Origin of the sequence: Amycolatopsis sp. NPDC051045 (assembly GCF_040682955.1) — a bacterium.
Taxonomy (GTDB): Bacteria; Actinomycetota; Actinomycetes; order Mycobacteriales; family Pseudonocardiaceae; genus Amycolatopsis.
Genome location: NZ_JBFBCC010000027.1, coordinates 31,379 through 56,459 on the forward strand (window position 1 = coordinate 31,379; position 25,081 = coordinate 56,459).

The 25,081-nt window shown below is 71.9% G+C and carries 27 protein-coding genes; 13 read left to right on the plus strand and 14 right to left on the minus strand.

Going from position 1 to position 25,081, the window contains the following annotated elements; translation table 11 throughout:
• Nucleotides 1–7 precede the first annotated feature (7 nt).
• From AB0M80_RS38220 to AB0M80_RS38230, 3 genes are read left to right on the plus strand one after another with little or no spacing between them, the layout of a single operon-like run.
• Nucleotides 8–466, plus strand: coding sequence for a DUF2243 domain-containing protein (locus AB0M80_RS38220; RefSeq protein WP_364574711.1), 459 nt, complete (start codon nucleotides 8–10; stop codon nucleotides 464–466).
• Nucleotides 463–1,215 (plus strand): cytochrome c oxidase assembly protein, encoded by a 753-nt coding sequence (locus tag AB0M80_RS38225; RefSeq protein ID WP_364574713.1) that lies wholly within the window; start codon nucleotides 463–465, stop codon nucleotides 1,213–1,215. Before AB0M80_RS38220 ends, AB0M80_RS38225 begins: the two co-directional genes overlap by 4 nt.
• Before the next feature lie 19 nt (nucleotides 1,216–1,234).
• Nucleotides 1,235–2,026: an FkbM family methyltransferase gene (locus AB0M80_RS38230; RefSeq protein WP_364574804.1), complete on the plus strand. Its 792-nt coding sequence runs from the start codon at nucleotides 1,235–1,237 to the stop codon at nucleotides 2,024–2,026.
• On the opposite strand, the gene AB0M80_RS38235 is transcribed toward AB0M80_RS38230, so the two are convergent.
• Together AB0M80_RS38235 and AB0M80_RS38240 are read right to left on the minus strand one after the other, a co-directional pair.
• Nucleotides 2,023–4,062, minus strand: a complete 2,040-nt coding sequence (locus tag AB0M80_RS38235; RefSeq protein WP_364574715.1) for a glycosyl hydrolase family 65 protein — start codon at nucleotides 4,060–4,062, stop codon at nucleotides 2,023–2,025. The genes AB0M80_RS38230 and AB0M80_RS38235 overlap by 4 nt on opposite strands.
• 760 nt (nucleotides 4,063–4,822) lie before the next feature.
• Complete coding sequence (locus AB0M80_RS38240; protein ID WP_364574717.1) at nucleotides 4,823–6,805, minus strand: amino acid transporter; 1,983 nt, start codon at nucleotides 6,803–6,805, stop codon at nucleotides 4,823–4,825.
• A gap of 313 nt (nucleotides 6,806–7,118) precedes the next feature.
• On the opposite strand from AB0M80_RS38240, the gene AB0M80_RS38245 reads away from it, so the two are divergent.
• Complete coding sequence (locus tag AB0M80_RS38245) at nucleotides 7,119–7,523, plus strand: ChaB family protein (RefSeq protein ID WP_364574718.1); 405 nt, start codon at nucleotides 7,119–7,121, stop codon at nucleotides 7,521–7,523.
• A 95-nt stretch (nucleotides 7,524–7,618) separates the two neighbouring features.
• Here the strand turns inward: AB0M80_RS38245 and AB0M80_RS38250 are convergent, their stop codons facing one another.
• Nucleotides 7,619–8,011, minus strand: coding sequence for a hypothetical protein (locus AB0M80_RS38250; protein WP_364574720.1), 393 nt, complete (start codon nucleotides 8,009–8,011; stop codon nucleotides 7,619–7,621).
• A gap of 150 nt (nucleotides 8,012–8,161) precedes the next feature.
• Between AB0M80_RS38250 and AB0M80_RS38255 the strand changes: the two genes are divergently transcribed.
• Nucleotides 8,162–8,551 carry a hypothetical protein gene (locus tag AB0M80_RS38255; protein ID WP_364574722.1) on the plus strand — a complete coding sequence of 130 codons (390 nt, stop codon included), beginning with the start codon at nucleotides 8,162–8,164 and terminating at the stop codon, nucleotides 8,549–8,551.
• 216 nt (nucleotides 8,552–8,767) lie between these two features.
• Here the strand turns inward: AB0M80_RS38255 and AB0M80_RS38260 are convergent, their stop codons facing one another.
• Entirely contained in the window at nucleotides 8,768–10,420 is a 1,653-nt protein-coding gene (locus tag AB0M80_RS38260) for a glutamate--tRNA ligase family protein (protein WP_364574724.1), read from the minus strand.
• A 140-nt stretch (nucleotides 10,421–10,560) separates the two neighbouring features.
• Here AB0M80_RS38260 and AB0M80_RS38265 point away from each other — a divergent pair, with 140 nt between their 5' ends.
• The 6 genes from AB0M80_RS38265 (at nucleotide 10,561) to AB0M80_RS38290 (ending at nucleotide 14,152) form a co-directional block, all read left to right on the plus strand.
• Nucleotides 10,561–11,166, plus strand: coding sequence for a hypothetical protein (locus AB0M80_RS38265; protein ID WP_364574726.1), 606 nt, complete (start codon nucleotides 10,561–10,563; stop codon nucleotides 11,164–11,166).
• Nucleotides 11,163–11,465 (plus strand): DUF1905 domain-containing protein, encoded by a 303-nt coding sequence (locus AB0M80_RS38270; RefSeq protein ID WP_364574806.1) that lies wholly within the window; start codon nucleotides 11,163–11,165, stop codon nucleotides 11,463–11,465. Before AB0M80_RS38265 ends, AB0M80_RS38270 begins: the two co-directional genes overlap by 4 nt.
• Nucleotides 11,466–11,552: 87 nt before the next feature.
• Entirely contained in the window at nucleotides 11,553–12,047 is a 495-nt protein-coding gene (locus AB0M80_RS38275) for a YbaB/EbfC family nucleoid-associated protein (protein WP_364574728.1), read from the plus strand.
• A 10-nt stretch (nucleotides 12,048–12,057) separates the two neighbouring features.
• Complete coding sequence (locus AB0M80_RS38280) at nucleotides 12,058–12,393, plus strand: hypothetical protein (RefSeq protein ID WP_364574730.1); 336 nt, start codon at nucleotides 12,058–12,060, stop codon at nucleotides 12,391–12,393.
• Nucleotides 12,390–13,517 carry a hypothetical protein gene (locus tag AB0M80_RS38285; RefSeq protein WP_364574732.1) on the plus strand — a complete coding sequence of 376 codons (1,128 nt, stop codon included), beginning with the start codon at nucleotides 12,390–12,392 and terminating at the stop codon, nucleotides 13,515–13,517. Before AB0M80_RS38280 ends, AB0M80_RS38285 begins: the two co-directional genes overlap by 4 nt.
• Complete coding sequence (locus AB0M80_RS38290) at nucleotides 13,514–14,152, plus strand: hypothetical protein (RefSeq protein ID WP_364574734.1); 639 nt, start codon at nucleotides 13,514–13,516, stop codon at nucleotides 14,150–14,152. The genes AB0M80_RS38285 and AB0M80_RS38290 overlap by 4 nt, the downstream gene beginning before the upstream one ends.
• Before the next feature lie 9 nt (nucleotides 14,153–14,161).
• Here the strand turns inward: AB0M80_RS38290 and AB0M80_RS38295 are convergent, their stop codons facing one another.
• Both AB0M80_RS38295 and AB0M80_RS38300 read right to left on the minus strand, forming a co-directional pair.
• Nucleotides 14,162–14,563, minus strand: coding sequence for an ATP-binding protein (locus AB0M80_RS38295; RefSeq protein ID WP_364574736.1), 402 nt, complete (start codon nucleotides 14,561–14,563; stop codon nucleotides 14,162–14,164).
• A gap of 104 nt (nucleotides 14,564–14,667) precedes the next feature.
• A complete protein-coding gene (locus tag AB0M80_RS38300) occupies nucleotides 14,668–14,904 on the minus strand; it encodes a hypothetical protein (protein ID WP_364574738.1) in 237 nt (78 codons plus the stop codon).
• Nucleotides 14,905–15,377: 473 nt separating this feature from the next.
• On the opposite strand from AB0M80_RS38300, the gene AB0M80_RS38305 reads away from it, so the two are divergent.
• On the plus strand, nucleotides 15,378–16,484 hold the full coding sequence (locus AB0M80_RS38305; protein WP_364574740.1) for a S1 family peptidase: 1,107 nt from the start codon (nucleotides 15,378–15,380) through the stop codon (nucleotides 16,482–16,484).
• Nucleotides 16,485–16,531: 47 nt separating this feature from the next.
• On the opposite strand, the gene AB0M80_RS38310 is transcribed toward AB0M80_RS38305, so the two are convergent.
• The 6 genes from AB0M80_RS38310 to AB0M80_RS38335 form a co-directional block, all read right to left on the minus strand.
• Nucleotides 16,532–16,795: a GlsB/YeaQ/YmgE family stress response membrane protein gene (locus tag AB0M80_RS38310; RefSeq protein WP_364574742.1), complete on the minus strand. Its 264-nt coding sequence runs from the start codon at nucleotides 16,793–16,795 to the stop codon at nucleotides 16,532–16,534.
• A gap of 104 nt (nucleotides 16,796–16,899) precedes the next feature.
• Nucleotides 16,900–17,793, minus strand: a complete 894-nt coding sequence (locus AB0M80_RS38315) for an MBL fold metallo-hydrolase (protein WP_364574744.1) — start codon at nucleotides 17,791–17,793, stop codon at nucleotides 16,900–16,902.
• A gap of 77 nt (nucleotides 17,794–17,870) precedes the next feature.
• A complete protein-coding gene (locus AB0M80_RS38320) occupies nucleotides 17,871–18,746 on the minus strand; it encodes a helix-turn-helix transcriptional regulator (RefSeq protein WP_364574746.1) in 876 nt (291 codons plus the stop codon).
• Nucleotides 18,747–18,866: 120 nt separating this feature from the next.
• Nucleotides 18,867–20,057, minus strand: a complete 1,191-nt coding sequence (locus tag AB0M80_RS38325; RefSeq protein ID WP_364574748.1) for a hypothetical protein — start codon at nucleotides 20,055–20,057, stop codon at nucleotides 18,867–18,869.
• A gap of 153 nt (nucleotides 20,058–20,210) precedes the next feature.
• Nucleotides 20,211–20,768, minus strand: a complete 558-nt coding sequence (locus AB0M80_RS38330; protein ID WP_364574750.1) for a PadR family transcriptional regulator — start codon at nucleotides 20,766–20,768, stop codon at nucleotides 20,211–20,213.
• A 6-nt stretch (nucleotides 20,769–20,774) separates the two neighbouring features.
• On the minus strand, nucleotides 20,775–21,164 hold the full coding sequence (locus AB0M80_RS38335; RefSeq protein ID WP_364574751.1) for a nuclear transport factor 2 family protein: 390 nt from the start codon (nucleotides 21,162–21,164) through the stop codon (nucleotides 20,775–20,777).
• Nucleotides 21,165–21,353: 189 nt separating this feature from the next.
• Here AB0M80_RS38335 and AB0M80_RS38340 point away from each other — a divergent pair, with 189 nt between their 5' ends.
• A complete protein-coding gene (locus AB0M80_RS38340; protein WP_364574753.1) occupies nucleotides 21,354–22,199 on the plus strand; it encodes a protocatechuate dioxygenase in 846 nt (281 codons plus the stop codon).
• A 113-nt stretch (nucleotides 22,200–22,312) separates the two neighbouring features.
• Here the strand turns inward: AB0M80_RS38340 and fadD8 are convergent, their stop codons facing one another.
• Entirely contained in the window at nucleotides 22,313–23,914 is a 1,602-nt protein-coding gene (gene fadD8 / locus AB0M80_RS38345; protein ID WP_364574755.1) for a fatty-acid--CoA ligase FadD8, read from the minus strand.
• A gap of 140 nt (nucleotides 23,915–24,054) precedes the next feature.
• Complete coding sequence (locus AB0M80_RS38350) at nucleotides 24,055–25,026, minus strand: 5'/3'-nucleotidase SurE (protein WP_364574757.1); 972 nt, start codon at nucleotides 25,024–25,026, stop codon at nucleotides 24,055–24,057.
• Nucleotides 25,027–25,081 lie beyond the last annotated feature (55 nt).

A 25,081-nucleotide genomic window follows, 5' to 3' on the forward strand; every position in this document is an offset into this window, starting at 1 on the left:
GGTGCGGATGCCGGACGGCGTCAAGAACGAAGTGAGGCACCCCGCCCGCTCGGCGTGGGCGGGAGTGCTCGCCGGGATCGGCGTGGCGGCCTTCGTCGACGAGACCGTGTTCCACCAATTGCTGCACTGGCACCACTTCTACGACCGCTCGACCACGGACGCCGGCCTGGTCTCCGACGGGCTGTTCCACGCCTTCGGCTTTTTCGCCGTGGTGTTCGGCCTGGTGCTCGTCGCCGACCTGCGGCGGGGTGACCGGCTCTCCGGCCGCGCCCTCGCGGGCGGCGTCCTGACCGGCGCCGGCGCCTTCCAGCTGTACGACGGCACGATCCAGCACAAGCTCCTCGGCCTGCACCAGATCCGCTACGCGGTCGACCTCACGCCGTACGACTGGACGTGGAACGTCGTCGCGGTGCTCCTGGTCGTGGCCGGGGTGGTCCTGCTGCGCGGCGCGCGGAAGGCGGCGTGAGCGCCCACGTCCTTCACCAAGGGCTCGCGCTGTTCACCTTCGCGGCCTACGAAGCCGGTGCGTGGCGGCTGCGGCGCAGGGGCGACCGGTGGCCACCCCTCCGGGACGTCGTGTTCGGTGCCGGCGTCGCCGCGGCGCTGGTGCCGGGCGCGCCGACGTTCACCGGGCACATGGTGCAGCACGTCGTGCTGGGCATGCTGGCGCCCGTCCTGGTGGTGCTCGCCCGCCCCGTGACCCTCCTGCTGCGTGCGGTTCCGGCGGCGGCTCGCCACCGCCTCAAGCGCGTCCTGGGCTCCCGGCCCGCAGGGGTGCTGGTCTTCCCACCGGTCGCGGCCGCCTTGGAGGCAGGCAGCCTGTGGCTGCTCTACCGGACCGGCCTGTACGCGACGAGCGGCGACGCGCTGTGGATGCACGTCCACGTCTTCCTGACCGGGCTGCTGTTCACCACGGCGGTGTGCCGGCTCGACCCGTTCCGCCACCGGGCCGGGCTCGGCGTCCGCGCCGGCGCATTGATCGGCGCCGCCGCCGCGCACGCCGTGCTGGCCAAGACGTTGTACGTCACCCCGCCGCCGGGCGTGCTGCTCGCGGTCGCGGACCGGCAGGCCGGTGCCCGGCTCATGTACTACGGCGGGGACGTCGTCGAACTCGGGCTCGCGCTGATCGTCGCGCTGCAGTGGTACGCCGCCCGGGCTCGCGCCGAGGTCCGGAGTAGCCGCCGAACGGGGGTGCCCCGCGGAGCCCGATGCTGATAAGCCTCTGCGGGTGACCATGGACACGATCGACCTGCACAGCATCAACCCGTGGGAGGTGTCCTTCCTGCGCGAGGAGGTGGGTGCCTACTTCGCCCACGGGGTGGAGCTCGCGCCCGGAGCGACCGTCCTCGACGTAGGCGCCAACATCGGCGTCTTCTCCGCGGCCGTCTACGAGCGGTTGGACGGGGACGTGCGGATCTACGCGTTCGAGCCGCTGCCGCCGCTCCACGCGACGCTGGAGCGCAACGGCCGCGACTTCTTCGGCGGCCGGCTGACCGCGCTGCCCTACGGGCTGGCGGCCGCCGAGGACGAGCTGGACTTCAGCTACTTCCCGGCGGCGACCATCTTTTCGTCGTCGTGGCGGGACGCGGCCAACGTCGAGGCCGAGCGGCGGCGGGTCACCGCCAGCGTCGTCGAGATGATCCGCCGCGGCGGGCTGGGTGCGCCCCTGCGCCGCGTGCCGGCGCCCATCCTGCGGGGGATCGTCGGGCGCAAGCTGCGCGTGATGCGTGAGCTGGAAACCCACCGCGTCCGCGTCCGGCCGCTGTCGGCGGTGCTCGACGAGCAGGGCGTCGAGCGCATCGACCTGCTCAAGGTCGACGTCGAAGGCGCCGAGCTCGACGTGCTGCGCGGGCTCGAAGACCGGCACTGGCCGCTGGTCCGCCAAGCCGTCGTCGAGGTCGAAGGGTGGCTGCGGAACCGCGACACCGTCCGCGAAGTCTTCACCGCACGCGGCTTCGCGGTCGAGGCCGTGCAGGACCCCGTCCAGGAGGCCGCCGACATCGGGATGGTGTTCGCGGTCCGCTAGCGGCGGTACTCGAGCCAGTCGAGGTTGATCGAGCCGGTGTCGCCCGCCCCGTAGGAGAGGGTCACCACCGGGTCCCGGCCGGTGAGCGGGACGTCGGTGAAGGTCGTCGTGCCCCAGGCGTCCCAGCTGTCGGAGACCTTCGGGAAGCCGACCTGCCGGACGGTCTGCCCGTTCACCGACAGGGTCATGGTCCGCGTGTCGTTGCTGGCGTTGGCGTACCGCACGGTGATCGCGGCGCTTTCCGGTGCCGTCGTGGTGCGGTGCACGGTGAAGGACGACGCCGCGCCCTGCGCCCAAAGCCCGTCGAGGAACGCGCGGCCCGAGTAGCCCGTGTGGTTCACGTTCGTCTTCACCCCGCCGGAGTTGCGGGCGTCCTCGGCCTCGAGGTGGGCGGGGTCCGGGCAGCCGGTCAGGGCGGCGGTGCCCGTGGTGTCGGCGCAGCGGTCCTGCGCATCGGGCACGCCGTCGCCGTCCCGGTCGCCGGCGGGGGCTCCGGTGAGGGTGATGTCGATGGTGTGGTCGCCGGTGAGGGTGGCCGGGAGCTCGGTGGGGGCGGGCCGGCCGTCGACCGTGAACGAGCGGATCGTGGTGCCCGCGCCGTGCAGCGCGACGGTGAGGTTCGCCGCGCGGTAGCGGAGGGTGCGCAGGGTGACGTCCCCCCAGCCCGCCGGGAGGCGGGGCGCGAAGGACAGCCCGCGGTCGGTGAAGGTCACCCCGAACAGGCCGGTGTGGATCATGTCGAGGAACGCCGTGGCCGACCAGGTCTGGTCCGGCTCGGAACCCCAGTGGAACTTCACGGTGTCGCCCAGCCGCTGCCAGCCGCCGTCGACGACCCCGGTGGTCCCGTTGTAGATCTCCCAGAAGCCGCTGTTGCCGCCGGCCAGCTTGGCCAGGCGCGCCGTCTCCGCCGCGAACGCGTTGGGCTCGCCCTGCCCGGCCAGGGCCTTCGCCCACAGCCCCTGGACGAGCGGCCAGACGATCGCGTTGTGGCGGCCGGGCTGCGCGTCGCTGTAGCGCGCCCAGTTCGGGAAGGTGTCGGGCATGCCCCAGGGCAGTTCCCGGGCGTGGGCCAGGATCGAGCGGGCCTGCGCCGGGTTCGCGACGCCGAAGATCAGGGCGAACGCCAGCCCGGTGCCCTCCTGGAAGGCACCGCGGGAGCCGTCGGCGAGCAGCTGGTAGTCGTACAGACCGGTGCCCGGGTTCCAGAAGTGCCGGTTGATCGCCGTCCGGAGCGCGGTGGCCTTGGCCCGGTAGCCGGCGATCTCCGGCCCCGGCCGGCGCAGCTTCTCGGCCATGGCGGCGGCGTTGACGTAAGCGGCGTAGTAGAGCTCGTTCGTGCTCAGGTACATCCCGCTGGCCACCCCGGGCCACGGCATGCTCCCGGTGCTGACCGACTCGGTCGCGTCGGCGGGTGGGGCGGGGTAGCCGGCGATCCCGTCGTTGAAGAAGGAGGCGCCGGTGAACAGGCCGTACGTGGCGTTGAAGCCGGCGGTGGTGGCGTGTTCGCGGATCGCCAGCGTGGTCGCCGCCGTGCGGTAGGCGTTCTGGAGGAAGGCCGGGTCGCCGGTGACCAGGTAGTGGTGCCAGGCGGCGGTCACCCAGACGACCTGGTCCCACTGCTGGTCGTCCTGCTGCACGCGCAGCGCGCCGCTCGAGTCCTGGTCCACCACCGCCCAGAGCGTGTTCTTCGCCAGGGCCGGGTCGAGGAGGCTGGTCGCGTTCCAGCTGTTGACCGACGCGTCGCGCGTCCACGGCTGGTCGTAGCCGCCGCCCGCGCGGACGATGCCGGTGGCCGGATCCAGCAGGCCACTGCGGTTGTAGCGCGCGTCGTAGCCGATGGTGTTGGTGCGCAAGAGGTTCTGCAGGGCGGCGGCGTAGGCGGCGCCGAACAGGGCCTGGCTGTCCGGGTTCGCGAACTCCAGCGAGGGTGGCGGCGCCGGGCTCGCCGTCGCCGGGGCCGTGCCGGCGAGCACGCCGCACGCTGTCGCGAGGGCCAGAAGCGTGTAACCGATCCGCGACGGGAAGCCGTTCCTCATGCGCGTACCCCTTTCGGCGCCGTCGCCATTGCACCACGGACCGGCGATCTCTCTCCGGATACGCACGAATCCTGTCCGTTTCTGTCCACCGCCGCGGACAGGTGAAAACGTCATGCCTGATCACGCCGTGTGATCATGGTCGCCCCGGTACCCCGACCAGGTGGCCGTGCCGGGTGCCGTCGTTGCATACTGCTGGAATGGCGCCAAGGAACCCGGAGACCGCAAGGTGAGTCCCCGCGAGGGGCCGGCACGCCCGAAGTTCGGCCGGATCGACCCGTTTTGCCTGATGGCGGTGCTGCCGGTGCTGCTCGTGGCCGGGATTCTCGGTGCACTGGTCAACGTGGCGCTGGGGATCGGGTGCGCGGTCTTCGCGGGCTTGATCCTGCTGTTCGACTCCTGGGTCAACCGGCCCCGCCCGGTTCCGGCTGCCGACCGCCCGGCTCGCCCGGCGCCCCGCGGACCCTCGCGAACACCGGCTCGGGCTCCCGCTCGCGCGCCACGCCCGGTGGACGGGCGCGGACCCGCTCGCGCGCCTGGTCGCGCTCCGGTGCGGCGGGCAGGCCCACCGCCGGCCGGCAGATGAGGACCCGCTGACCCCAGGCGGTTCAGGGGGTCTGCGGGTTGAGTTCGGCTCTCGGGCGAGCCGGTCGGGGTCGCCCGGCGAGCTCGGCACGACCCGGCAGTCCGGCGGCTCGCCCCGGGCGCGGTCCGGCGACTTCGGCGGACCCGTCCCGGCAGCGCGTGAAGCCCGGCCGCCCCCTCAGCCGCCGACGTGGATGCCCGGGCGGCGGGCCGGGTCCTTTTCGATGCTGCGGATGATTTCCCGGACGACGGGCGCGGTGTCGCCGCGGCCCAGGAGCAGGTAGCGGAACAGGTGCCCGAGCGGGTTGCCTTCGGACCACTCGAAGTAGCAGCGGGGGCGGACGCCGGTCACGTCGCGCAGGGTGAGCAGGATCGCGGCGATCGCGTTGGGCGCCGCGGGGCTGTTCGCGCGGAGGATCCGGTAGCCGTCGATCTCGACGCCCCGCACCCGGAGCACGTTGCTGAACTCCGAGGGGTCCACGACGTCGATCTCGAGGAACAGGATGTCGGCGGCCCCGGGCACCGGGTTCATCCCGCGCTGTTCGGCTTCCTTCGCGGAGTACTCGGCGTGGTCGCCGCCCTGGCGCTTGTTGGCGACGATGTTCAAGGCGCCGTCGTGGTCCAGCGAGTCGGCGATGAACCGGCGGGCCTCCTCGTCGAACTCGATGCGGTCGGCGCGCAGCTCCGTCGTCCGCGAAACCCGCGACACCAGCGAGACGATGATGATCCCGACGATGAACAGGGCCGAGATGGCGATCCCGTCGGGCTTTTCGATGACGTTTTCGACGAGGGCGTACAGCAGGACCAGCGTCAGGACGACGAAGCCGGCGGCGGCGCCGCGCTGCCGCCGCCGGATCGCCGAGATGCTGACCGCCACCGCGCCGGAGACCATCATGGCCAGGATCCCGGTCGCGTAGGCGCCGGCCTGGGCGTTGACGTCGGCGCCGAACGCGATGGTGATGAGGACGCTGATCGCGGTGTAGACGAGCACGACCGGCCGGACGGCGCGGCCCCACTCCGGCGCCATCCCGTAGGAGGGCAGGTACCGCGGGACGATGTTGATCAGCCCGGCCATCGCCGAGGCGCCGGCGAACCACAGGATCAGCACGCTGCTGATGTCGTAGACGGTCCCGAAGAGCTCACCGAGCTCGTGGTGGGCGAGGTAGGCCATGGCGCGGCCGTTGGCCTCGCCGCCGTCCTTGAACGCCTCGGCCGGGATCAGCACGGTGGTGACGAAGCTGGTCGCGATCAGGAACACCGACATGACGAGCGCGGCGGCGGTCAGCAGCTTCCGCGTGTTGCGGATCCGCGATTCCAGCTTCTCCTCGGCGGTCTTCCCCTCGGCCGCGACCAGCGGCATCATGCTCACGCCCGTCTCGAACCCGGAGAGGCCCAGCACCAGCATGGGGAACGCGATGACGGCCGGGCCGAGCACGCCGGTGAAGCCGCCACCGCCGGCGGTCAGCGCGTCCGTCCAGCGGGAAAGGGCGGCGGAATCGCCCAGCAGGTCGATCACCCCGGCCACCGTCACCACGCCGTTGAGCAGCAGGAAGACCGCGACGAGCGGGATGGCGACCCCGACGGCCTCGCTGAAGCCGAGCAGGAACACACCGCCGAGGACGAGCAGCAGCACGACGGTGATCAGCACCGCGTGGCCGTGCAGGAAGCCCGGCAGGTACGGGTTCTCCAGCATGTGCACGGTGGCGTCCGCCGAGGACAGCGTGATCGTGATGATCCACGACGTGGCGACGAACCCGAGCAAGGTGAGGACGAAGAGCTTGCCCCGCCAGAACGGCAGCAGGGTCTCCAGCATCGCCACCGAGCCCTGTCCGTGCGGGCTTTCGCGGGCCACCCTGCGGTACATCGGCAGCATCCCGAGCAGCGTCAGGGCGACGATCAGCAGGGTCGCCAGCGGCGACAGCGCCCCGGCGGCGAGCGCGGCGATCCCGGGCAGGTAGGAGAGGGTGGAGAAGTAGTCGACGCCGGTCAGGCACATGACCTTCCACCAGGCCTGCGGCGTGCCGTGGTCTTCGCCGCCCGCGCGGCCGACGGGGGCCACCCGGTGCTCCAGCAGCCACCGGGCCACACCGGACGCGGGTGGGCGCGCCGCCACCGGGCTTTCGACACTCGCCGGTACGGTCAAATCGGGCGAAGCACCCATTCTTCCCTCGCGTCCCCTCGTTCCCGCCAACACCGGCCACCAGGATGCCGGATCCGGGTGCGGCGCCTCACGGGAGGCTCACCACGGTCCGTTTGGTCCTCTTCGGACGGTAACAGCCACGGCGGCGCGATCGGTTCGCCACGCTGGGCGGGGCGTGAGGGGCGATCGGAGGGCAGCTGTTTCGTCGCCGCCGTGGTGGCTGGCGGTGAGGTGACGGGCTTGAGCGGGGGTGCGGTGTCAGGTGCCCTGTTCGTCGCCGAGAACGCCGCACCTCGCCGTTTCGCCACTCCGGTGCCGGGGTAGCCGAGGCGGCATGCCCGGACGCGAAGACTTGCCCAGCACCCTGCTGCGGTCGCCGCGCAAGGCGCAGGACACGTGGGTGGCCGCGCACGACTCCGCGCTGCGGACCTACGGACCCGGCAGGCGGGCCCAGCAGACCGCCTACGCGGCGTTGAAGCACACCTTCGAGAAGGTCGGCGACCACTGGGAGCCGAAGCCGGAGCGCGGCCCGTCGGACGAGCAGGCCGCCGGCGGTGCGGGGCAGCCCGAGCGGCCGACCCGCGGCGGCGTCTACGCGACCGCGAGCCGGCAGCACCTCTACGAGCGCGCCAAACAGCTCGGCATCCCCGGCCGGTCGCGGATGTCCAAGGACGAACTCGTCACCGCGCTGGAGAAGGAGAACCGCCGGCGCACCGACCGGGCCCGGCGCGCGGAGTGAAGCGGCGGCCCGTGGAGTCGGCCGGCATCGCCTCGATCGGCTACGACGCCTCGGTCGGCACGCTCGATGTGGAGCCCCGCGTCCGGTGTGGACGGTCAGAAGTCGTCGGCGCCGGTGAGCTCGTGCTCGAAGGCGTCCGCGCGGGCGACGACCGCCTTCAGCGGGCGTTCGAACTCCTCCTGGATGCTGAGGTCCTCCAGGGGCACGGTGTGCTTGAGCAGCGCGACGCCGTCCACCACCGCCGCGCCGCCGACGGCCGAGCCGCCGGCGAGCTCGAGCAGCCGCCGCAGGTCGACCGCGTCGGCCCAGCCGACCGGGGAGGAGATCTCGATCCACGAGCCGCCGTCGAGCTCGGCGAGGTGGTGCACCGTCACCTGCTGGGTCCGGTCCCGCGGGCCCTCCAGCCGGAACCGCAGCCAGTCCTCCGATTCCTCGAGGACCTCGTACCGCGTCCGGACAAAGTTGATCACGTCGATCCAGCTGGTCACCCGCTGCGCCTCCCGCCTTAGGCCTGCCTGCGCGGTCGAGCATCTCACGCCCGCCCCGCGCCCGGCACCGAGGCCGTGCCATGGCGGCAGGCGCAGGTCGGACCGGCCGGGCGATTGCGGCCGCGCCGGCCGGGTGTTATCCGTTGATCCATGGGGTTGACCAAAGTTTGGCTCGCGACGCTCAGTGACGGCCTGCTCCGCGCCGACCAGGTCGTCGGCCTGACGGCGCACGCGACACCGGCGTTGACCGGGAAGCCGCCGCGTTGGCTGTTCGACGCGACGATCCGGACCGCGGCGGGCAGCGGCAGGGGCGACGGCTGGGACGTCGGGATCCTCCACCGCACGCTGATCCAGACGCCGTCGGAACCGGCGGGGGCGCCGGAGGCGCTGGCCCGCCTCCTGGCCCGGCTCGACGGCGAGGACGCGGCGGGGCTGATCACGGCGGTGGCGGACGGCGGCGCCGGGGCCCGGCCGGCGAGCATGGTGCGCTTCCGCTTCCATCCGTTCGAGGACGACGCGGGCCACACCGGCGACGCCTGACGCTCGCCGACCTCGGGGCCGGGCGACCGCCGCGGCCTCCTTGGCGCGCGGCTCTCGGCGGTGGCCCGCTGCTTGTTGGCGAGCGCGGCTCCCGGTGGAGCCCGGCCCTACTAGTGGGCGCGGTCCCCGGCGGAGGCGCGCTGCTCCTTGGCGCGCGCGGCTCCCGGGGGCCCCGCCGTTACTGGGCGCGCGCGGCTCCCGGCGGAGCCCCCGCCGCTACTTGGTGAGCGCGGCGATCCGGCCGAGGACTTCCTCCTGGCCCAGTGCCTGCGTGATGGCGTGCAGGTCGGGGCTGCGCGTCGACCCGGTGAGGGCGATGCGGATGATCTGGGAGGCCTCGCGGATGGAGCCGGGGTAGCCCTCGGGGTTCTTCTTGAACTCCTTGGCGTTGCGGGCGAAACCGTGCTTGGCCGCGACCGCGCGGATCTGGTCGAACCACTCCTGGCCGTCGTCGAGCTGGCGGTAGTCGGCCGCGAAGTCGCGGGCCACGGCCTGGACGACCGCGGGGTCGACGCCGAGGGCCGCGATGCGTTCGTCGTCGGGACCGGTGACGGCCGCGTGGAGCTGGGGGAAGAAGAAGCCGTAGACCGCGCGGAACTCGCTCCACTTCTTCAGGTCCTTGCGGGGGTTCTCGGCGCCGTCGCGCTCGACGGCCAGCGCGCGCAGGGCCAGGTCGGGCTCGTCGTCGAGGACCCGGCGCAGCTCGGGGTCGAACCGGCCGGCCCAGGCGCGGACGGCGTCGAGGATCGCGGCGCCGGACAGGGTGGCGATGTGATCCGCGGCGATGTCGTCCAGCTTGACCAGGTCCACCAGCGGGCCGGCGACGCCGCACTCGTCGAGGTTGATCGGCTCGGTCAGCGCCTGCTCGAGCGGCATTTCGGCGAGCCGGCCGTTGGCGAGGCCGCGCAGGTAGTACAGGACGGCTTCGGCGGGGTAGCCGGCCTCGATGTAGAAGTCGACGGACGCTTCCGGGTCCTTGCGCTTGGACAGCTTGCGCTTGCTGCCGCCCTCCTGCTTCATCAGCGGCGCGATGTGCGCGTAGGTGATCGGCTCGAAGCCGAGCGCGTCGAACAGCTGCTGGTGCACCGGGACCGACGAGATCCACTCGTCGCCGCGGACGACCAGGTTGATCCGCATCAGGTGGTCGTCGACGGCGTGGGCGAAGTGGTAGGTCGGCAGCCGGGGGCTCTGGTCGGAGCTCTTCAGGATGACGACGTCGTTGCGGTTGGCCTCGGCTTCCAGCGGCCCGCGGATGGCGTCGGTGAAGCGGGCGCGGGCGCCGGTGTCGTCCGGGGCGCGGAACCGCACGACGTACGGGGCGCCCGCGTCGAGCTTGGCCTGGACGTCGGCCGGGTCGGCGTCACGCCAGATGGCCCAGCTGCCGTAGTAGCCGGTGGGCAGCTTGGTGGCCTGCTGCCGCTGGGTGATGGCGGCCAGCTCCTCCTTGGTCGCGAAGTCGAGGTAGGCCTTGCCCTGGCGGAGGAGGTGGCGGACGTAGGTGAGGTAGATCTGCTCGCGCGCGGACTGCTGGTAGGGGCCGTAGTCGCCGCCGCGGCCGAGGTCTTCGTCGGCGGCGAGGTGGAAGTAGCGGAAGCCGCGCTCGAACTGCTCCAGTGCGCCTTCGACTTCGCGGGACTGGTCGGTGTCCTCGACGCGCACGAGGTAGCGGCCGCCGGTGCGGCGGGCGAGGTCCTGGTCGATGGTGGCGACGTAGATGCCGCCGACGTGCACGAACCCGGTCGGCGACGGGCCGAAGCGGGTGACCAGCGCGCCGTCGGGGAGGTCGCGGGCGGGGTAGCGCTGCTCCCAGTGCTCGGGTTCGGGCAGGTCGGCAGGGAAGAGGGCGTCGATGACCGCTCGGTCCAGCATGGGTTGTTCTCCCCGCGTCGTGGTGCACATGCGTCGGCGAAAGTGGTGGTCGTTTTCGCCGACGAAGAGCCTAGCCGTGCGGCCTGCCGTCACTTCCGGGTAGGTGGTGCTCGGCCGTCCGCGGTGCTAGCTTGCCGGGAATGCGCGGTCGGTTTCCTTTCACCAGAACGCTTTCGATCCTGACCGCCCTGCTGGTGGTCCCCTTGATCGCCCCGGCGGCGGCCTCCGCCCGGCCGGGTCACGAGTGCGCGACACCGTCGATCGACCGGCTGCAGCAGTGGCTCGCCAGCGGCGAGGGCGCCACGGTCCCGGCGACCGGCAGCCTGCTCGTGCCCGAGGGACGCCGGTACGCGGCCAAGGTGACGTTCCTCAACGCGGAGTGGCACGTGGCCGTGGTGTGGCTGGGCAACCGGTTCGAGGCGCAGGCCGACCTGTCCCGGTCGGCGGGCTTCCTGATGACCTACAGCGCGACCGACGACCTCTACGTCCAGCTGCGCCCGGCGTCGCACTGGAGCGGCGGGGACAAGTGGCTCACGCTCGTCCCGTCGACCGGCGGGAAGATCGTGACGCGGTTCTTCGGCTTCGCGCCGCACCGGTGGACATCGCTGCCCGAGCTGGGCACGCCGTCGTACTCGTTCGCCTCGGCGCTGAAGGAGGCGCGCGGCCTGGTGTTCGTCGGCAAGACGCCGAACGAGCTGGAGTTCCGCGGGTTGCGCGTCGACGGCTACCGGCCGCCATGTCTCTGACCGTCGTCTTCGACGCCGAGCTCTGGGAATGGGACGCGCGGCGCACCGACAGCTGGACCTTCGTCAGCCTGCCCGCCGAGGCGTCGGACGACGTCCGCGAGCGCGCCGCCGAGCCGCGGCGTGGCTTCGGATCGGTGCGCGTCCGGGTGACCGTCGGCGCCACCAACTGGCAGACGTCGATCTTCCCGGACGGCTCGCGCGGCACCTACGTGCTGCCCGTCAAGCGGGCCGTCCGCGAAGCCGAAGGCCTCGATGTGGGGGACACCTGCACCGTCACCGTGGAGCTCGCCGGCGGCTGAGCGCCCGATCCGGGGAAACGCGATCGGCGGCCGGGTGGATCTGCGATGATGCGGACACAGGCCCCCGAACCGCGCAAGGGAGACCCGATGTCCGCCCAGATGGACGAGCTGATCGCCCAGTTCGAGAACTTCCGCAGCAAGGTGCGGCAGGCCGAGGCCCGGTTCGCCGGGGTCGGCGACATGCAGGAGCGGATCGCCCGGCTGGAGACCACCGTCACCTCACCGGACGGGACCGTGACGGTGACCGCGGGCGCCGGGGGGACCATCACCGACCTGCGGCTCACCGCGGGGGCCACTCGCGTGGAAGCCGGCCGGCTGGCCGCGACGATCATGGACACCATCCGCCGGGCGGTGGCCGGGGCCGCGCAGCAGCAGGCCGGCATCGTCGACGACGCCTTCGGCGACGCGTTCGGCGTGGACGTCTCGGCGCAGGTTCGCGAAGCCCAGGCGGAGGCGTTCGGAACCGCGGCGGCCGAACCCGCGTCGGAGCAGCAGCCGCGGCAGCCGTCGCGGCCGGCCCGCCGGCCCGCCGCCGAGGACGACGACGACTTCGGTCAGGGCCCCATCCTCCGCCGATCCTAGGGAACTCCCGATGCCAGACGGAATACAGACGAACATCGGCGCGATCTCCGCCTACGCCCGGCAGCTGCCGTTCTACGAGCAGGAAGCGGACAAGTTCGGCGCCAAGATCGACGCCGCCGACGTGACCGACGAAGCGTGGGGGCTCGTCGGCCTCTTCGCCAAGCAGGGCTACACCGAACGGCTCACGGAGCTGCGCTCGCTGCTGACCGACCTCAAGGACGGCGTGGACGGGTTCACCACCAAGCTGACCAAGGCCGCGGAGATGTACCAGGGCACCGAAGACGCCGGGAAGGTCACCTTCGGCCGGTACGAAGCGGAAATCGACGCGATCGGGCAGGGCGAATGACCGAGCCGAAGAAGAGCATCGCCGACGCGCTGAACGTCGAGGCCTACGACGAGAGCACCGGCGCCAACCTCGACCGCGCCGCCGGGTACGTGCCGGTGGCCGGCACCGCCTACAAGGCCGGCAAGAAGATCGGTGAGCACGCCCAGCAGGCTGCGGAGGCCGACGGCCCGGCCGAGCTGGCGTCCGCGGGCGCCGCGCTGGTCGGCGACGGCGCGGCGTTCGTCGGTGCCGCCGCCGGCGACATGGTCACCTTCGCCATGGACCCGATCGGCTGGCTGGTCAGCCACGGCCTGAACATGCTGCTCGAACTGGTCCAGCCGCTGCAGGACGCGCTGCACCAGGTCACCGGCGACGGCCCGGCCATCGGGCACGCCTCGGAAAACTTCGTCACGATCGCGCAGGGCTTCGTCGCGCTCGCCGACGACTTCGAGCGCACCGGCGACACCGCGCTGGCCGAGTGGGTGGACGACGCCGGCAACGCGGCGAAGGAAGCGCTCGGCGACTTCTCCTCCGGCATCCGCGGCATCGGCTCGGCCGCCGGCTCGGTGGCCGAGGTGCTGCAGATGTGGTCGATGGTCATGGTGGTCATCGAAGAGGTGATCAAGGGCATCATCACCGAGCTGGTGTCCTGGCTGATCACCCTGTGGCTGCCGGCGCTGGCCGCCTCGGTGATCAGCTTCGGCGGCTCGGTCGCGGCCGCGATGACCGCGTCCATCGCCAAGGCGGCCAGCGTCCTGCAGAAGGTGACGCGCTACCTCGGCAAGTTCGGCAAGCTGCTCGACACCTTCATGGAGTTCCTGGTCAAGTACTCCGGGAAGCTCGAGGTGTTCGCCCGGAAGCTGCGGATCGGCGTGATGCCCGGCGAGACGAAGTTCGGCTTCGGCGCGGTCGCCCAGGGCTGGCAGCCCAGCAACCGGGCGCTGACGACGATGTTCGGCACGTCGGCCGGCGTCAAACCCTTCCTCGCCGGTGCGGGCGTCAAGGCCGGCATCGGGGCCGGGAAGGGCGCCTTCGCCGAAGGCAAGGAAGCCGTCACGCCGGAGGGGGACGAACCGTGGTTCGACAAGAGCGAGATCGGCGGGGACCGCAGCCCGGAGGAGACGCGCAAGGACCTCGACATTTGAGCGGGTTCGCCGACCACGCCGAACGCTGGTCCGCCGAGGCCCAGGTCCGGCCCGGGTTCCGGGAGCGGGTCGAGGCGCTGATGCGGGACCGGTGGCACGAGCCGGTCATCGTGCTGCGCCTCGGGGACACGGATCTCGGCTTCGCCGTCCCGGGACGGCGCCAAGACGGGACGCTCGAGGGAAAACGGCTCGTCCGGCAGTTCTTCCGGAACATCCTGCGCGGTCTCGGCGGGGCGGTGCTCTACGTCCTCTACCTGGCGAACGGTTCCGCCGGGGGTGGCAAGACGGGTCATCCGTTCCAGCGGGAGATCCGCGTCGCGGGTCCGGAGAACGCGATGGTGCTCGACCTGGTCGACCGGCTTCGCCCGGCAAGCGGCCCATGGCTCGTGTGCTCTCCGTCGTGCTTGGCGGTGGTGGACACCGGAGTCACCTACGTCGACCCGGCCGACGCGCCCCCGCCGCGGATCGTCTGGGAAGCGCGCCGGCCGCAAGCTCCCGAGCTGAACTTCCGCAAGCGCACCCTGACCTGGCCGGACGGCTCGAGCTTCCGGTTCCCGCTGCACGGCCGCACCGAGGAGCAGCACCTGCGGAAGTACCTCGAGCCGCCGGACACCGTGCACTGGAACGGCCGCTAGGCCCGGCCGCTACTCGCAGGCGAGGCGGGCCCACACGACCTTGCCGTCGTCGTGGTGGCTCACGCCCCAGGCGAGGGCGAGTTCGTCGACGAGCAGCAGGCCGCGGCCGCCGGAGCGGCCCGGCACCCGCAGCCGGGGTTCGCCGGTGCCGACGTCGGCGACGGCCACGATCACCTCGCACGGGCCGTGCGCGAGGTGGATCCGCAGCTGCTGGGGGCCGGTCGCGTGCACGTGGGCGTTTTCCAGCAGTTCTCCGACCACGATCAACGCGTCGACCCGATGTGCCTCGGCGAGCGAAGCCAGCTTGGCCCCGGCCCACCGGCGCGCGGAGGTCAGCCCCGTGGTGTCGGCTCCGGCCAGGTCCAGTACTTGCCAACCCGGCTCGGGCGCCGCTCCCCAGTTCACTTGCACGTGCGGCTCCTCCTTCCGCAGTGGCGTACCCGGGAAAGCGGCCGTTACTCGTGCGGCCGCCCGCGGAAAGTTCGCGGGGAGGTCAGGAGGAGCGGCGGGGGAGACTACGGGAGCCCGGTCCGCCAGCGGAACGCGGCACGCAACGCCTCGATGAGGGCTTCGTCGTCGACTTCGCTGGGCCGGTCGCCCATCGGCAGCCAGACCTCGTCGTCGGGGACGCCGGCGATGACCCGGGTGAGGGTGACACCGGGATAGGTGAGCGTCTCGCGGCCGCCGTCGACGTCGGACACGCTGACGTCCCGGGACTCCGCCCGGACGAGCACCTGCCGCTGGTCGTTCATGTCGCGCGTCTTCCCGGAACCGACGGGTCTGGCCGCTCTCCAGCATAGAGACGCGCAGCGGTGAACACGTTCCGGCGAACAGCGGATTCTCGTCCACTTCAGCTCAAGAACCACTGCGGGACAACATCTCCGCTGGCGGGCACGGCGCGCTCCGAGGGGGAGGAGAGCGCGCCATGTCCGTGCCTCGAACGGTACGCCGGGGGCCGGCCTCCGGCGCCGGAACCACTCGTACGCCGGAGCGGCGCACCGGGGACGGGGCGCCCGTGCCCGGTTGCTGTGCGCGAAACTCGCGTAGGGCGAATTGCCCGCTACCTATCTTTTGTCCTGTCCGACGAAAGTCGGTATCGCCGTGCCGGGCCCGCGATCACCCTCGAGCCACCGGATCACCGGTGCCGGCCCCCGGCCGGTTCACCCACCGTGGCCGGCGTGGCCACCCTTCGCGCCGGCTCGCCCCGCGAAAGTGAGTTACCGGCATGCGCAGAACGTCCCCGGGACACCACCTCCTCGCCCGCTCCGCCACCACCCTGGTGGCGGCCGCCGCGGCCATCGGCTTCTTCACCCCGGCCACCGCCACCGCCACCACCATCGACGGCTACTCGGCCACGGTGCAGAGCGAAGCGGTCGCTTCCCTCGCCGCGGACGCGGGGATCAGCGAATCCGCCGCCGTCGCGCTGCTGCGCACCCAGGCGCGCAGCGTCGAAACCCTGCACCAGGTCACCGCTTCCCTCGGGGCTCGCGCCGCCGACGGCTACCTCGACGCGGCCGCCAAGCCCGTGGTGAACGTGCTGGACCAGGCCGCCGCGGCCCAGGTCACCGCGGCCGGGGCGCAGGCCAAGCTGGTCAAGCACTCCAGTGCCGCGCTGGCGAGCGCGCAGGACGCCCTGCAGGCGCTGCCGGCGGTGGCGCACACCTCCGTCGGCCTCGACCCCCAGGCCAACCAGGTCGTGCTGACCGTGGCCGACGCGGCCAAGGGCACCGAAGCCCTGCTGAAGGCCGCCGGGTCGCTCGGTGACCGCGTCCGCGTGGAGCGGGTCGCCGGCGAGATGCACACCGCGATCTACAACGGCGAGGCCATCACCGGCGGTGGCATCCGCTGCTCGGTCGGCTTCAACACCAACCGCGGCGGCCAGAACTACATCATCGACGCCGGTCACTGCACCCGCGCGGTGTCGCAGTGGAACGTCGGCCCGTCCCAGGGGGCGAGCTTCCCGACCAACGACTACGGGCTCATCCGCAACACCACCGGCAGCGCGCCGGGCGCGGTGACCCTGTGGAACGGTTCCACCCAGCGGATCAGCTCCGCCGGCACCGCGACCGTCGGGCAGCGGATCAGCAAGAGCGGCAGCACCAGCCACCTCACCTCGGGCTCGGTGCAGCGGACCAACGTGACGGTGAACTACGCCGAGGGTTCGGTGTACCAGCTGATCCAGACCAACGCGCTGGTCAACCCCGGCGACTCGGGCGGCTGCCTGTTCGCCGGCAGCGTCGGCCTGGGCATCACCTCCGGCAAGGGCGGCGGGAGCTCCTACTTCCAGCCGGTCGGCGAGGCGCTGAGCGCGTACGGCGTCACCCTGAACTGAGCGGACGCGCCGGCGGGGGACACCTCCGGGTGCCTCCCGCCGGTGCGTCAGTCGTGGCGGCGGCCGAAGATGAGGCGGTAGCCGGCCAGGATGATCAGGGCGCCCAGGACGGCCAGGCCCCACGTGCGCAGGTCGAAGAACGTGCCGAGCTGGGTGTGGAACAGCGTCTTGCCCACCCAGCCACCGACGAACGCGCCCGCGATGCCGAGCAGGATCGTGATGATGCAGCCACCCGGGTCCTTGCCCGGCATGAGGGCTTTCGCGATCACCCCGGCGATGAGACCGAGCACGATCCAGGCGATGATGCCCACGGGGGTGTCCTCTCGTCCGCTTCCTCTTGACGGCACAGGATCGCAGGTGCCCACCCCCGGAGCGCACCGAAGCACGCGGACGTGATGCGGATCTCACCCGGCGCTCACCGGCGCGGGAACGGGCCCCACCGTTTGACGGCGAACGCGCCGCCGCGGCGCTCGACCTCCAGGGCGCTGTGGCCGCCGAAGTGGGCGGGCAGGAGCAGGACGGCTTCGTCGGCGGCCCAGCCCAGCAGGCGGTGCCGGGTGGTGCGGGCCCGGGCCGGGTCTTCGCAGAAGCAGCTGTTGTGCCCGGGTTCCGCGAGCTGCAGGGGAGTGTGCAGGACGTCGCCGGCGAACAGGGCGCGGTCGCTGCCGGAGGCCAGTTTCACCACGCTGGAGCCGGGCGTGTGGCCGGGAGCGGCTTCGAGACTGAGGTTCGCGTCGATCGTGTGGGCGTCTTCCCACAGCCGGACCTGTCCCGCCTCGTACACCGGCCGGATGCTGTCTTCGAAGGCGTGTTCGTTGACGCCCCCGGCGACGGCCGGGTTGCGGGCCGGGTCCCAGTGCTCGAAGTCCGCGCGGGGCATGAGGTGCGTGGCGTTGGGGAAGGTCGGTACCCACGTGCCGTCGACCAGGCGCGTGTTCCACCCGATGTGGTCGAGGTGCAGGTGGGTGTGCACGACGAGGTCGACGTCCTCCGGGCGGGCCCCGGCTTCGCGGAGCCGGTCCAGGTAGTCCAGCCGGAGGTGGTCCCAGGCGGGGACGGCCGGGCGGTGCTTGTCGTTGCCCACTGCGGTGTCGATCAGGATCGTGCGGCCTTCGCTGCGCAGCAGCCAGGTCTGCATCGAAGAGAGGACCAGTCCGTCGGGGGTCAGGAAATCCGGTTCCAGCTCGGAGCGGTGCTCCTGCCAGGCCCGCTCCGGCAGGTCCGGGAAGAAGTCCCGCGCCGGCATGATCGGGCCGTGCTGCTCTTCGACGCGGGTGACGGTGACGTCCCCGAGCTTGATCTCGGTCATCTTTTCCTTGCTTTCAAGGGGTTTTCGGGCGCGTTCGGCTCGGCATTCCTCGCCGAATGCTTGGTCAGAACAATTTTTCAGTCGCGCGCCGGCTGGCTGCGGCGTGCGGTGGCGGTGGTGTGGGTCAGCAGGGTCATCGCGGCGTGCGACGCGGAGCCGGGTTCGGTGGTCGCGATGACGACGTGCTGGTCCGGCTCGGTGCGCAGCGCCTGGTGGGTGACGGTCATCGCGCCCACCAGGGGATGCCGCATTTCGTAGACCGCGTCACCGCCGGACTTGACCCGCTGGGCTGCCCACCACGTCGCGAATTCGGTGCTCCGCACCGAAAGTTCGCCGACGAGCGCGGCCGTCCGGGGATCGTCGAGGTACCGCCCGGACGCCATCCGCAGCGTCGCCACCACCGCGCGGGCCTTGGCCGGCCAGTCGGCGTACAGCTCGCGGGTGTGCGGGTCGAGGAACACCAGCTTCGCCAGGTTCGGGCGCCGGCCGGGCCGCTCGGGAGCGTCGGGCTCGAGGTGCCCGGCGAACAGGGCGTGGCCGGCGGCGTTCCACGCCAGGACGTCGCTGCACCGGCCGAGCACGACCACCGGCACGTCGCCCAGGGTGGCCAGGAGCTGCCGGACGGCGGGGGTGACGCGCTCCGGCGCCGGACGTCGTCGCGTGGCCGGTCTCCGTGCGCCGGTCGCCAGCTCGTGGAGGTGGCGGCGTTCGGCGTCGTCGAGCCGGAGAGCCTGCGCGAGCGCGTCCAGCACCTCCGGGGAAGCGTTGGCGGACTGGCCCTGTTCGAGCCGCGAGTAGTACGGCGCGCTCACCCCGGCCAGCTGGGCGAGCTCCTCGCGGCGCAGGCCCGGTACCCGGCGGCGGTCGCCGTAGGTGGCCAGGCCGAGGTCCTCGGGCTGCAGGTGGGAACGGCGGGTCTTGAGGAACTCGCCGAGTCGTCGTCTGGCTTCCATGGAGCCAGTATGGGCAGCGGTGCGGCGGCGCAACCACACCCTCGCGGGGTGCGGGTCGGCGCGCGAAAGGGCCCGCCCGGGAACCCTGCCCCGGACGGGCCCTTTCGCGATCCGGCTCCCTCAGCCACCGCCGTAGGTGGCCTGGGTGACCGCGAAGACGTTGCGGTTGCCCGCGCCTTCCTGCAGCGACCACAGCAGGTCGGCGCTGGTGTCGTCTTCCCAGTACGAGAGGCTCTCGCCACTGCTCACCCAGGAGAACGTCTGCGCGGCGGCCGACGGCTTCCAGTAGTAGAGCTGCTTCTGGCCGGACGACTGGAACCACCAGCGGCCGTTGTGCGAGGCCACGCCGTTGAGCTTGGACCAGGGCAGCTGCAACGCCTGGCTCGCCGTGGTCGTGGCGGCGAAGACGCCGGAGGAGGCGAACGGGTAGCGGATCGCCCGCGGCGCCCGGTTCGGGTAGTCGGTGCAGCCGGACGGGCAGGTGTACTCGGTCATCACGATCGACTTGCTGACGCGGTCGAGGGAGATCGACGACCACGCGAGGTTCGTTCCCGACGTCGTCTTCGAGGAGATCGTGCCGACCTGCGGCAGGACGTAGGCGTAGTTGTGGGCGTAGTACGTGCTGCCGCTCTGGTGGCCGATCTGGTCGGCGGTGCCGCCGCCGTTCGTCTTGAGGATCTTGCGCATGTCGAACACGCGCATGCCCTTCCCGGTGTCGGCGACGTAGAGGTAGTCGCCGTACCAGGACATGCCGCCGGCGTGGATCGGGATGTCCTTGAAGTCCGGCGCCGCCGCGGTCCCGGTCGGCTCGACCAGCAGGATCTTGCGGTAGGCGTTCGGGTAGGTGGCGTCCCAGTCGACCAGGGTGATGCGGCTGCGCTGCTGGCCGCCGTCGCAGCCGTCCTTGGTGTACCAGCTGACCGCGATGAGCTGGTGCCCGTCGTAGTTGCCGCCGTTCGCCGTCCCCACGGCGTCGCGGCTGGTGGTGATGCCCTGGGGGTAGTTGGTGCAGTCGGAGTTGTCGCCGCTGTCGAACCGGAACCCCGTCGAGAGCCCGGCGACGGAGAACGACGACGGCAGCGCGGTGCGGTCGTGGTTCGCGTTGTCCATCACGGTGTGGACGGCGGCGGTGCCCAGCGTCGACACCAGAGCGCTGTTCACCGCGTCGAACTGGTTGTAGTTGGCGGTCAGGGTGTACTGGTCGGCCGGCAAGGTGGACGGCGCGGCCGCGGCGGCCGCCGCCGGCGCGGCGAACAGGCCCGCGAGCACGCCCGCGGCCAGTGCGGCCTTGGTGAGACGGTGCAATGACATGGGACCCATCGTCGGACTGACCTGTACAAGAGCCGTACAACCCTGGATTGAGACTTTCCGCCTGTTCCACGACCTCCGAAGTTCCGATGTGCGCTGCCGCCGTGCCGGTGCCGATCCCGCGCGAGCACGACGTGTCCGTCCACATCGGACGCGCTACCGCGCCGCCCGCCGGTCGAGCACCTTCAGCGACTGCTCGCACCACCGCAGGTTCTCCCGCTCGAACGACAGTCCCCGCATCAGCGTGAGGTACGGGCCGATCCGCTCGGCTTCGGCGAGGTAGTCGTCTTCGAAGCGGCCGTCCAGCAACCGGGCGCGGAGCCGCTCGTAGCCGGCGATCTTGGTCTCCGCCCGGGCCATCCGCGCCGCCAGGGCGCGCCGGACCGCCGGCTCGTCGCCTGCGTCCACCGCCTGCACCTGGACCAGCAGTTCGTCGCGGATCACGCCCGGGCGGGGCGGGCGGGCCGTGAACTCGCGCAGCGTCCGGTGCCCCGCTTCGGTCAGCGAGAACAGCCGCTTGTCCGGGCGCCGCTCCTGGTGGACCACCCGGGCGCACACCAGGCCGTCGGTCGCCATGCGGTCGAGTTCCCGGTAGAGCTGCTGCGGGGTCGCCGCCCAGAAGTTCGCCACCGAGGCGTCGAACCCCTTCGCCAGGTCGTAGCCCGACGCCTCGCCTTCGAGCAGCGCCGCCAGCAGCGCGTGACGCAGTGCCATACTCAACTAGTTGACTGCTTCGCGCTGGATCCGGTCGAACTGCGCCGCCATCGCCTCCGACAGCGCCTGCGCCGCCGACAGCGGCCGGACCATCACCGTGAACTCGTCGATCAGGCCGTCGTCGTCGAGGTGCAGGAAGTCGCACCCCTCGACCCGCACGTCGCCGATCCGGGCCTCGAAGACGAGGGCGTGCTCCCGGCCCTCGGCGCCGGTCAGCTCACGCACGTAACGGAAGTCCTCGAACACGCGCAGCACGCCGCGCAGGATCGCGGCCGTGATCGCCTTGCCGGGGTACGGCCGGAACGCCACCGGGCTGCGGAACACGACGTTCTCCGCCAGCGTCGCGGCCATGGCGTCGGGATCGCGGGCCTCGACGGCCTTGCGGAAGCTGCTCATGCGCACCTCGGATACTCAATTAGTTGACTAGGTCGCCGTCAGCGTACCTCCTGGCCTGCGGTGACCGCTCGACGACGCACAGCTCCACCACAGGCCGGCCACAGCTGCTCTCGCCACGCTGGCCCAAGGCCGGGTCAGGCGGAAGTCAACCGGCCATTACCCACCACGACCGGCAGCGGAAGGACAGGCATGGGAAACGATCACGAGGGACAACGGGTCAGCAGGCGCCGGATGCTCGCGGGAGTGAGCTCGGTCGGCTTGGGCGCGCTCGTCACGGCGTGCGCGGGCCGGAGCGCGGTCACGACGTCCACCGGGGAGACGGTCGCGCTGCAGGCGGTCACCGACGCGGACCTCACCGCCCTGTTCGCCGGCGCGCGGACGTGCACCCTCACCGCGTCCACCACGCAGGGGCCGTACTACTTCGACGCCGACAAGATCCGCAGTGACATCCGCGAAGACAAGCAGGGCGCGAAGCTGCGGCTCGCCCTGCAGGTGCAGGACAGCGAGACGTGCAAGCCCATCCCGCACGCGGTGGTCGAGATCTGGCACTGCGACGCGGGCGGCCTGTACTCCGGTGCGGAAGCGGCGTCCGGCGGCGGGGGTGGCACCCCGCCCACGGGCGAACCGCCGACCGGGACCCCGCCCACCGGCTCCCCGCCGCCCGGTGGTGGGGACGGCGACCTCGTCCCCACCGACGACCGGCGGTACCTGCGCGGCGCCCAGGTCACCAACCAGCGGGGAACCGTCGAGTTCACCACGATCTGGCCCGGCTGGTACCGCGGCCGGACCGTCCACGTCCACGTGATGGTGCACGTCGGCAGCGAGAAGACGCTCACCACGCAGCTCATGTTCGACGAAACGCTGAACGCCGAGGTGCTGGCCACCCAGCCCTACGCGCAGCGCACCGGCCGGGACACCTTCAACGACGGTGACTCGATCTACCGGCCGAGCATGCTGCTGAAGGTGACCCGGGCGCACGACGGGTACGTCGGCTGCATCGTGCTCAACGCCGACCCGGACCACGACGGCGCGTAGCGGAGCCGGTCACGACCGGGCGAGCCGCGCGCCCGGCCCGGCAGGAGGTCTTCCGGCCCCGGCGCCGCACTTCGGTGCGGTGCCCGCGGGCCGGGAGACCGCCGTATAACGCCCTACACAGCGGCGCTACGTGGCTCGTACTGGGCGCGCAGCGCCTTCTTGTCCGGCTTGCCCAGCCCGGTCATGGGCAGCGAGGCGGCCACGATCACCTGCTTGGGCACGTGCACCGGGCCCTTGCGCTCGCGCACCGCGGCCTGGATCTCGGCGGTGAGCCGCTCGAGGTCGTGGTCCGCGTCCTCGCGCAGCACCACGACCGCCGTCACTGCCTCGCCCCACTTGTCGTCCGGGGTGCCGATCACGCCAACCTGCGCGACGGCGGGGTGTTCGGCCACGACGTCCTCCACCTCGCGGGGGAAGACGTTGAACCCGCCGGTGACGATCATGTCCTTGACCCGGTCGACGATGAACCAGAAGCCGTCCTCGTCCTCGCGGGCGACGTCGCCGGTGTGCAGCCAGCCGTCGCGGAAGGTCTCCGCGGTCACCTCCGGCAGGTTCCAGTACCCGCCGGCGAGCAGCGGGCCGGCCACGCAGATCTCGCCCGGTTCGCCGGGGGCCACCGGGGCACCGTCCGGGCCGAGCAGCGCGGTGCGCAGGAAGGCCGACGGACGGCCGCAGGAGGCCAGCCGCGCGTCGTCGTGGTCGCCCTTGGCGAGGTAGCTGATCGCCATCGGTGCCTCGGACTGGCCGTAGTACTGCGCGAAGATCGGCCCGAACCGGTCGATCGCTTCGCGCAGGCGCACCGGGTTGATCGACGCGGCCCCGTAGTACACCGTTTGCAGCGAGGACAGGTCACGCGTGCGCGAGTCGGGGTGGTCCATCAGGGCGTAGAGCATGGTGGGCACCAGCATGGTCGCGGTGATCCGCTGCTCTTCGACGATCCGCAGCACCTCGGCGGGGTCGAACTTCGGCACCACGATCAGCGAACCGCCCTTGAGCAGCGTCGGGGCGAAGAACGCCGCGCCGGCGTGCGAAAGCGGGGTGCAGATCAGGAACTTCGGCGCCTCGGGCCATTCCCATTCGGCCAGCTGGATCTGCGTCATCGTGGTCATCGCCTGCGCGGTGCCCATGACGCCCTTGGGCTTGCCGGTCGTCCCGCCGGTGTAGGTGATCGAGACGACCTGGTCCGGGGGCAGCACGGCGGGCTCCAGCGGCCCGGGTTCGAACGTCGCGGCGGCCGCGGTCAGGTCCTTGCCGACGTGGGCCAGCGGCTCGGGCACCGGTCCGATGGTGAGCACCTGGGTCAGGCCGGGGACCTTTTCGAGCAGGCCGAGCGCGCGGTCGACGAAGGCGGGCACCGGGTCGATGATCAGCGTGGTGATGCCGGCGTCGCCGAGGATGTAGGCGTGGTCGTCGAGCGACCCCAGCGGGTGCAGCGCCGTGCGCCGCGAGCCCTGCAGCTGACCGGCGGCGATGATGAGCAGGACTTCCGGCCGGTTCAGCGAGAGCAGCGCGACCGGGGCGCCCGTGCCGGCCCCGAGCGCCTCGAAGGCCTGGGCGTACTGGCTGACCTGCTCGGCGGTCCGGCCCCCGGTCATCGTGGTGTCGCCCAGCACCATGACCGGCTTGTCCCGGTGGCGTTTCAGGGCGGAGACGACCAGGTGGCCGAGGTGGTTCGGATACCGCATCGCCTGCTCGTCCATCCCGGTCCCTTTCACGGCGCCAGACTAGAACACGTTACTGTTCTGGACAAGGTACGGCGGTCGGGCGTGGTTTGTCAGCTCGGCGGCGTGGTGGAACAGGTTTCAGTGACTCTGGAGGAGGCGCCGCGCGCCGCGATGCGCCCCCCGGAGCCGTCTCAGCCGCGCAGGCGGCCGGTGTAGTTGCGGTCGACGGCGACCGCCGACACGCTCACGTACCCGTCGAGCAGGGCCTTCGCATCACTGTCGGCTTCGTACGCCGGCGCGGGCACCGAGTTGTAGGACAGCTGGTACGTCCCGTCGGCCGCCGGCACGTACGCCACCCAGCCCGATGCCACCCGGCTCACCTTCGTCCAGCGCACCGGCGACGGTCCGGAACCCGGCACGACGTCCGGCTGGTTGACGTTGACCAGCGCCATGTCCTGCACGAACTTCCACATCCCGGGCGACGCGAGCAGCCGGATGACGACGTCGGCCGCGGCCGCGTACGTCTCCGTCGACGGTGGCGTCGCGCTCGAACCCGCGCTGACCGCCACCGCGGGCACGCCCCGCTCGATCGCCACGGAGGCCGCGCCGATCGTGCCGGACATGTTGACCGGGATGCCGGTGTTCTGGCCCGCGTTGACCCCCGAAAGGACCAGGTCCGGTCCTGTGGTCCAGCCGAGCCGCTGCGGCAGGATGCCGGTCAGCGCGAGCTCGGTCACGTCCGCCGGGGTGAGCGACGGGCTGCCGGGGCCGCACGGGGTGCCGCCCTGGCACGCGCCGAGCACCAGCCCGTGTCCCGGCGCCCCGGCGCAGTCGGCGGCGAACTCGGCCGGCACCGCCGGCGGCGGCGCGACGGAGGACGTGAACGACACCGCCGTGGACCGGCTCTTCCCACCCTGCGAAGCCCACGGGCCGACGATCGCCACGTCGGCTCCGGCCCGGCACAACGCCTGCCGGAGCACGTAGATGCCCCGCCCGTCCGACCCGTCGGGCTTTGCCGCCTGTACCGAATCGTCGTTGACCAGCAGAACCTTCTTGCCCCCCAGCGAAACCGGTTGATCGGGCCGCGGGCTGGCTTGGGCGGGCACGGCCAGCGACAGTGCCACCACCGCCGCGACCGCGACGCGCAAAGCCTTGAACCGCATCGCCACCTCCTCATTCGTTCGGAAACTCAATCATTCGGAATCGGAGGGGTCAGGG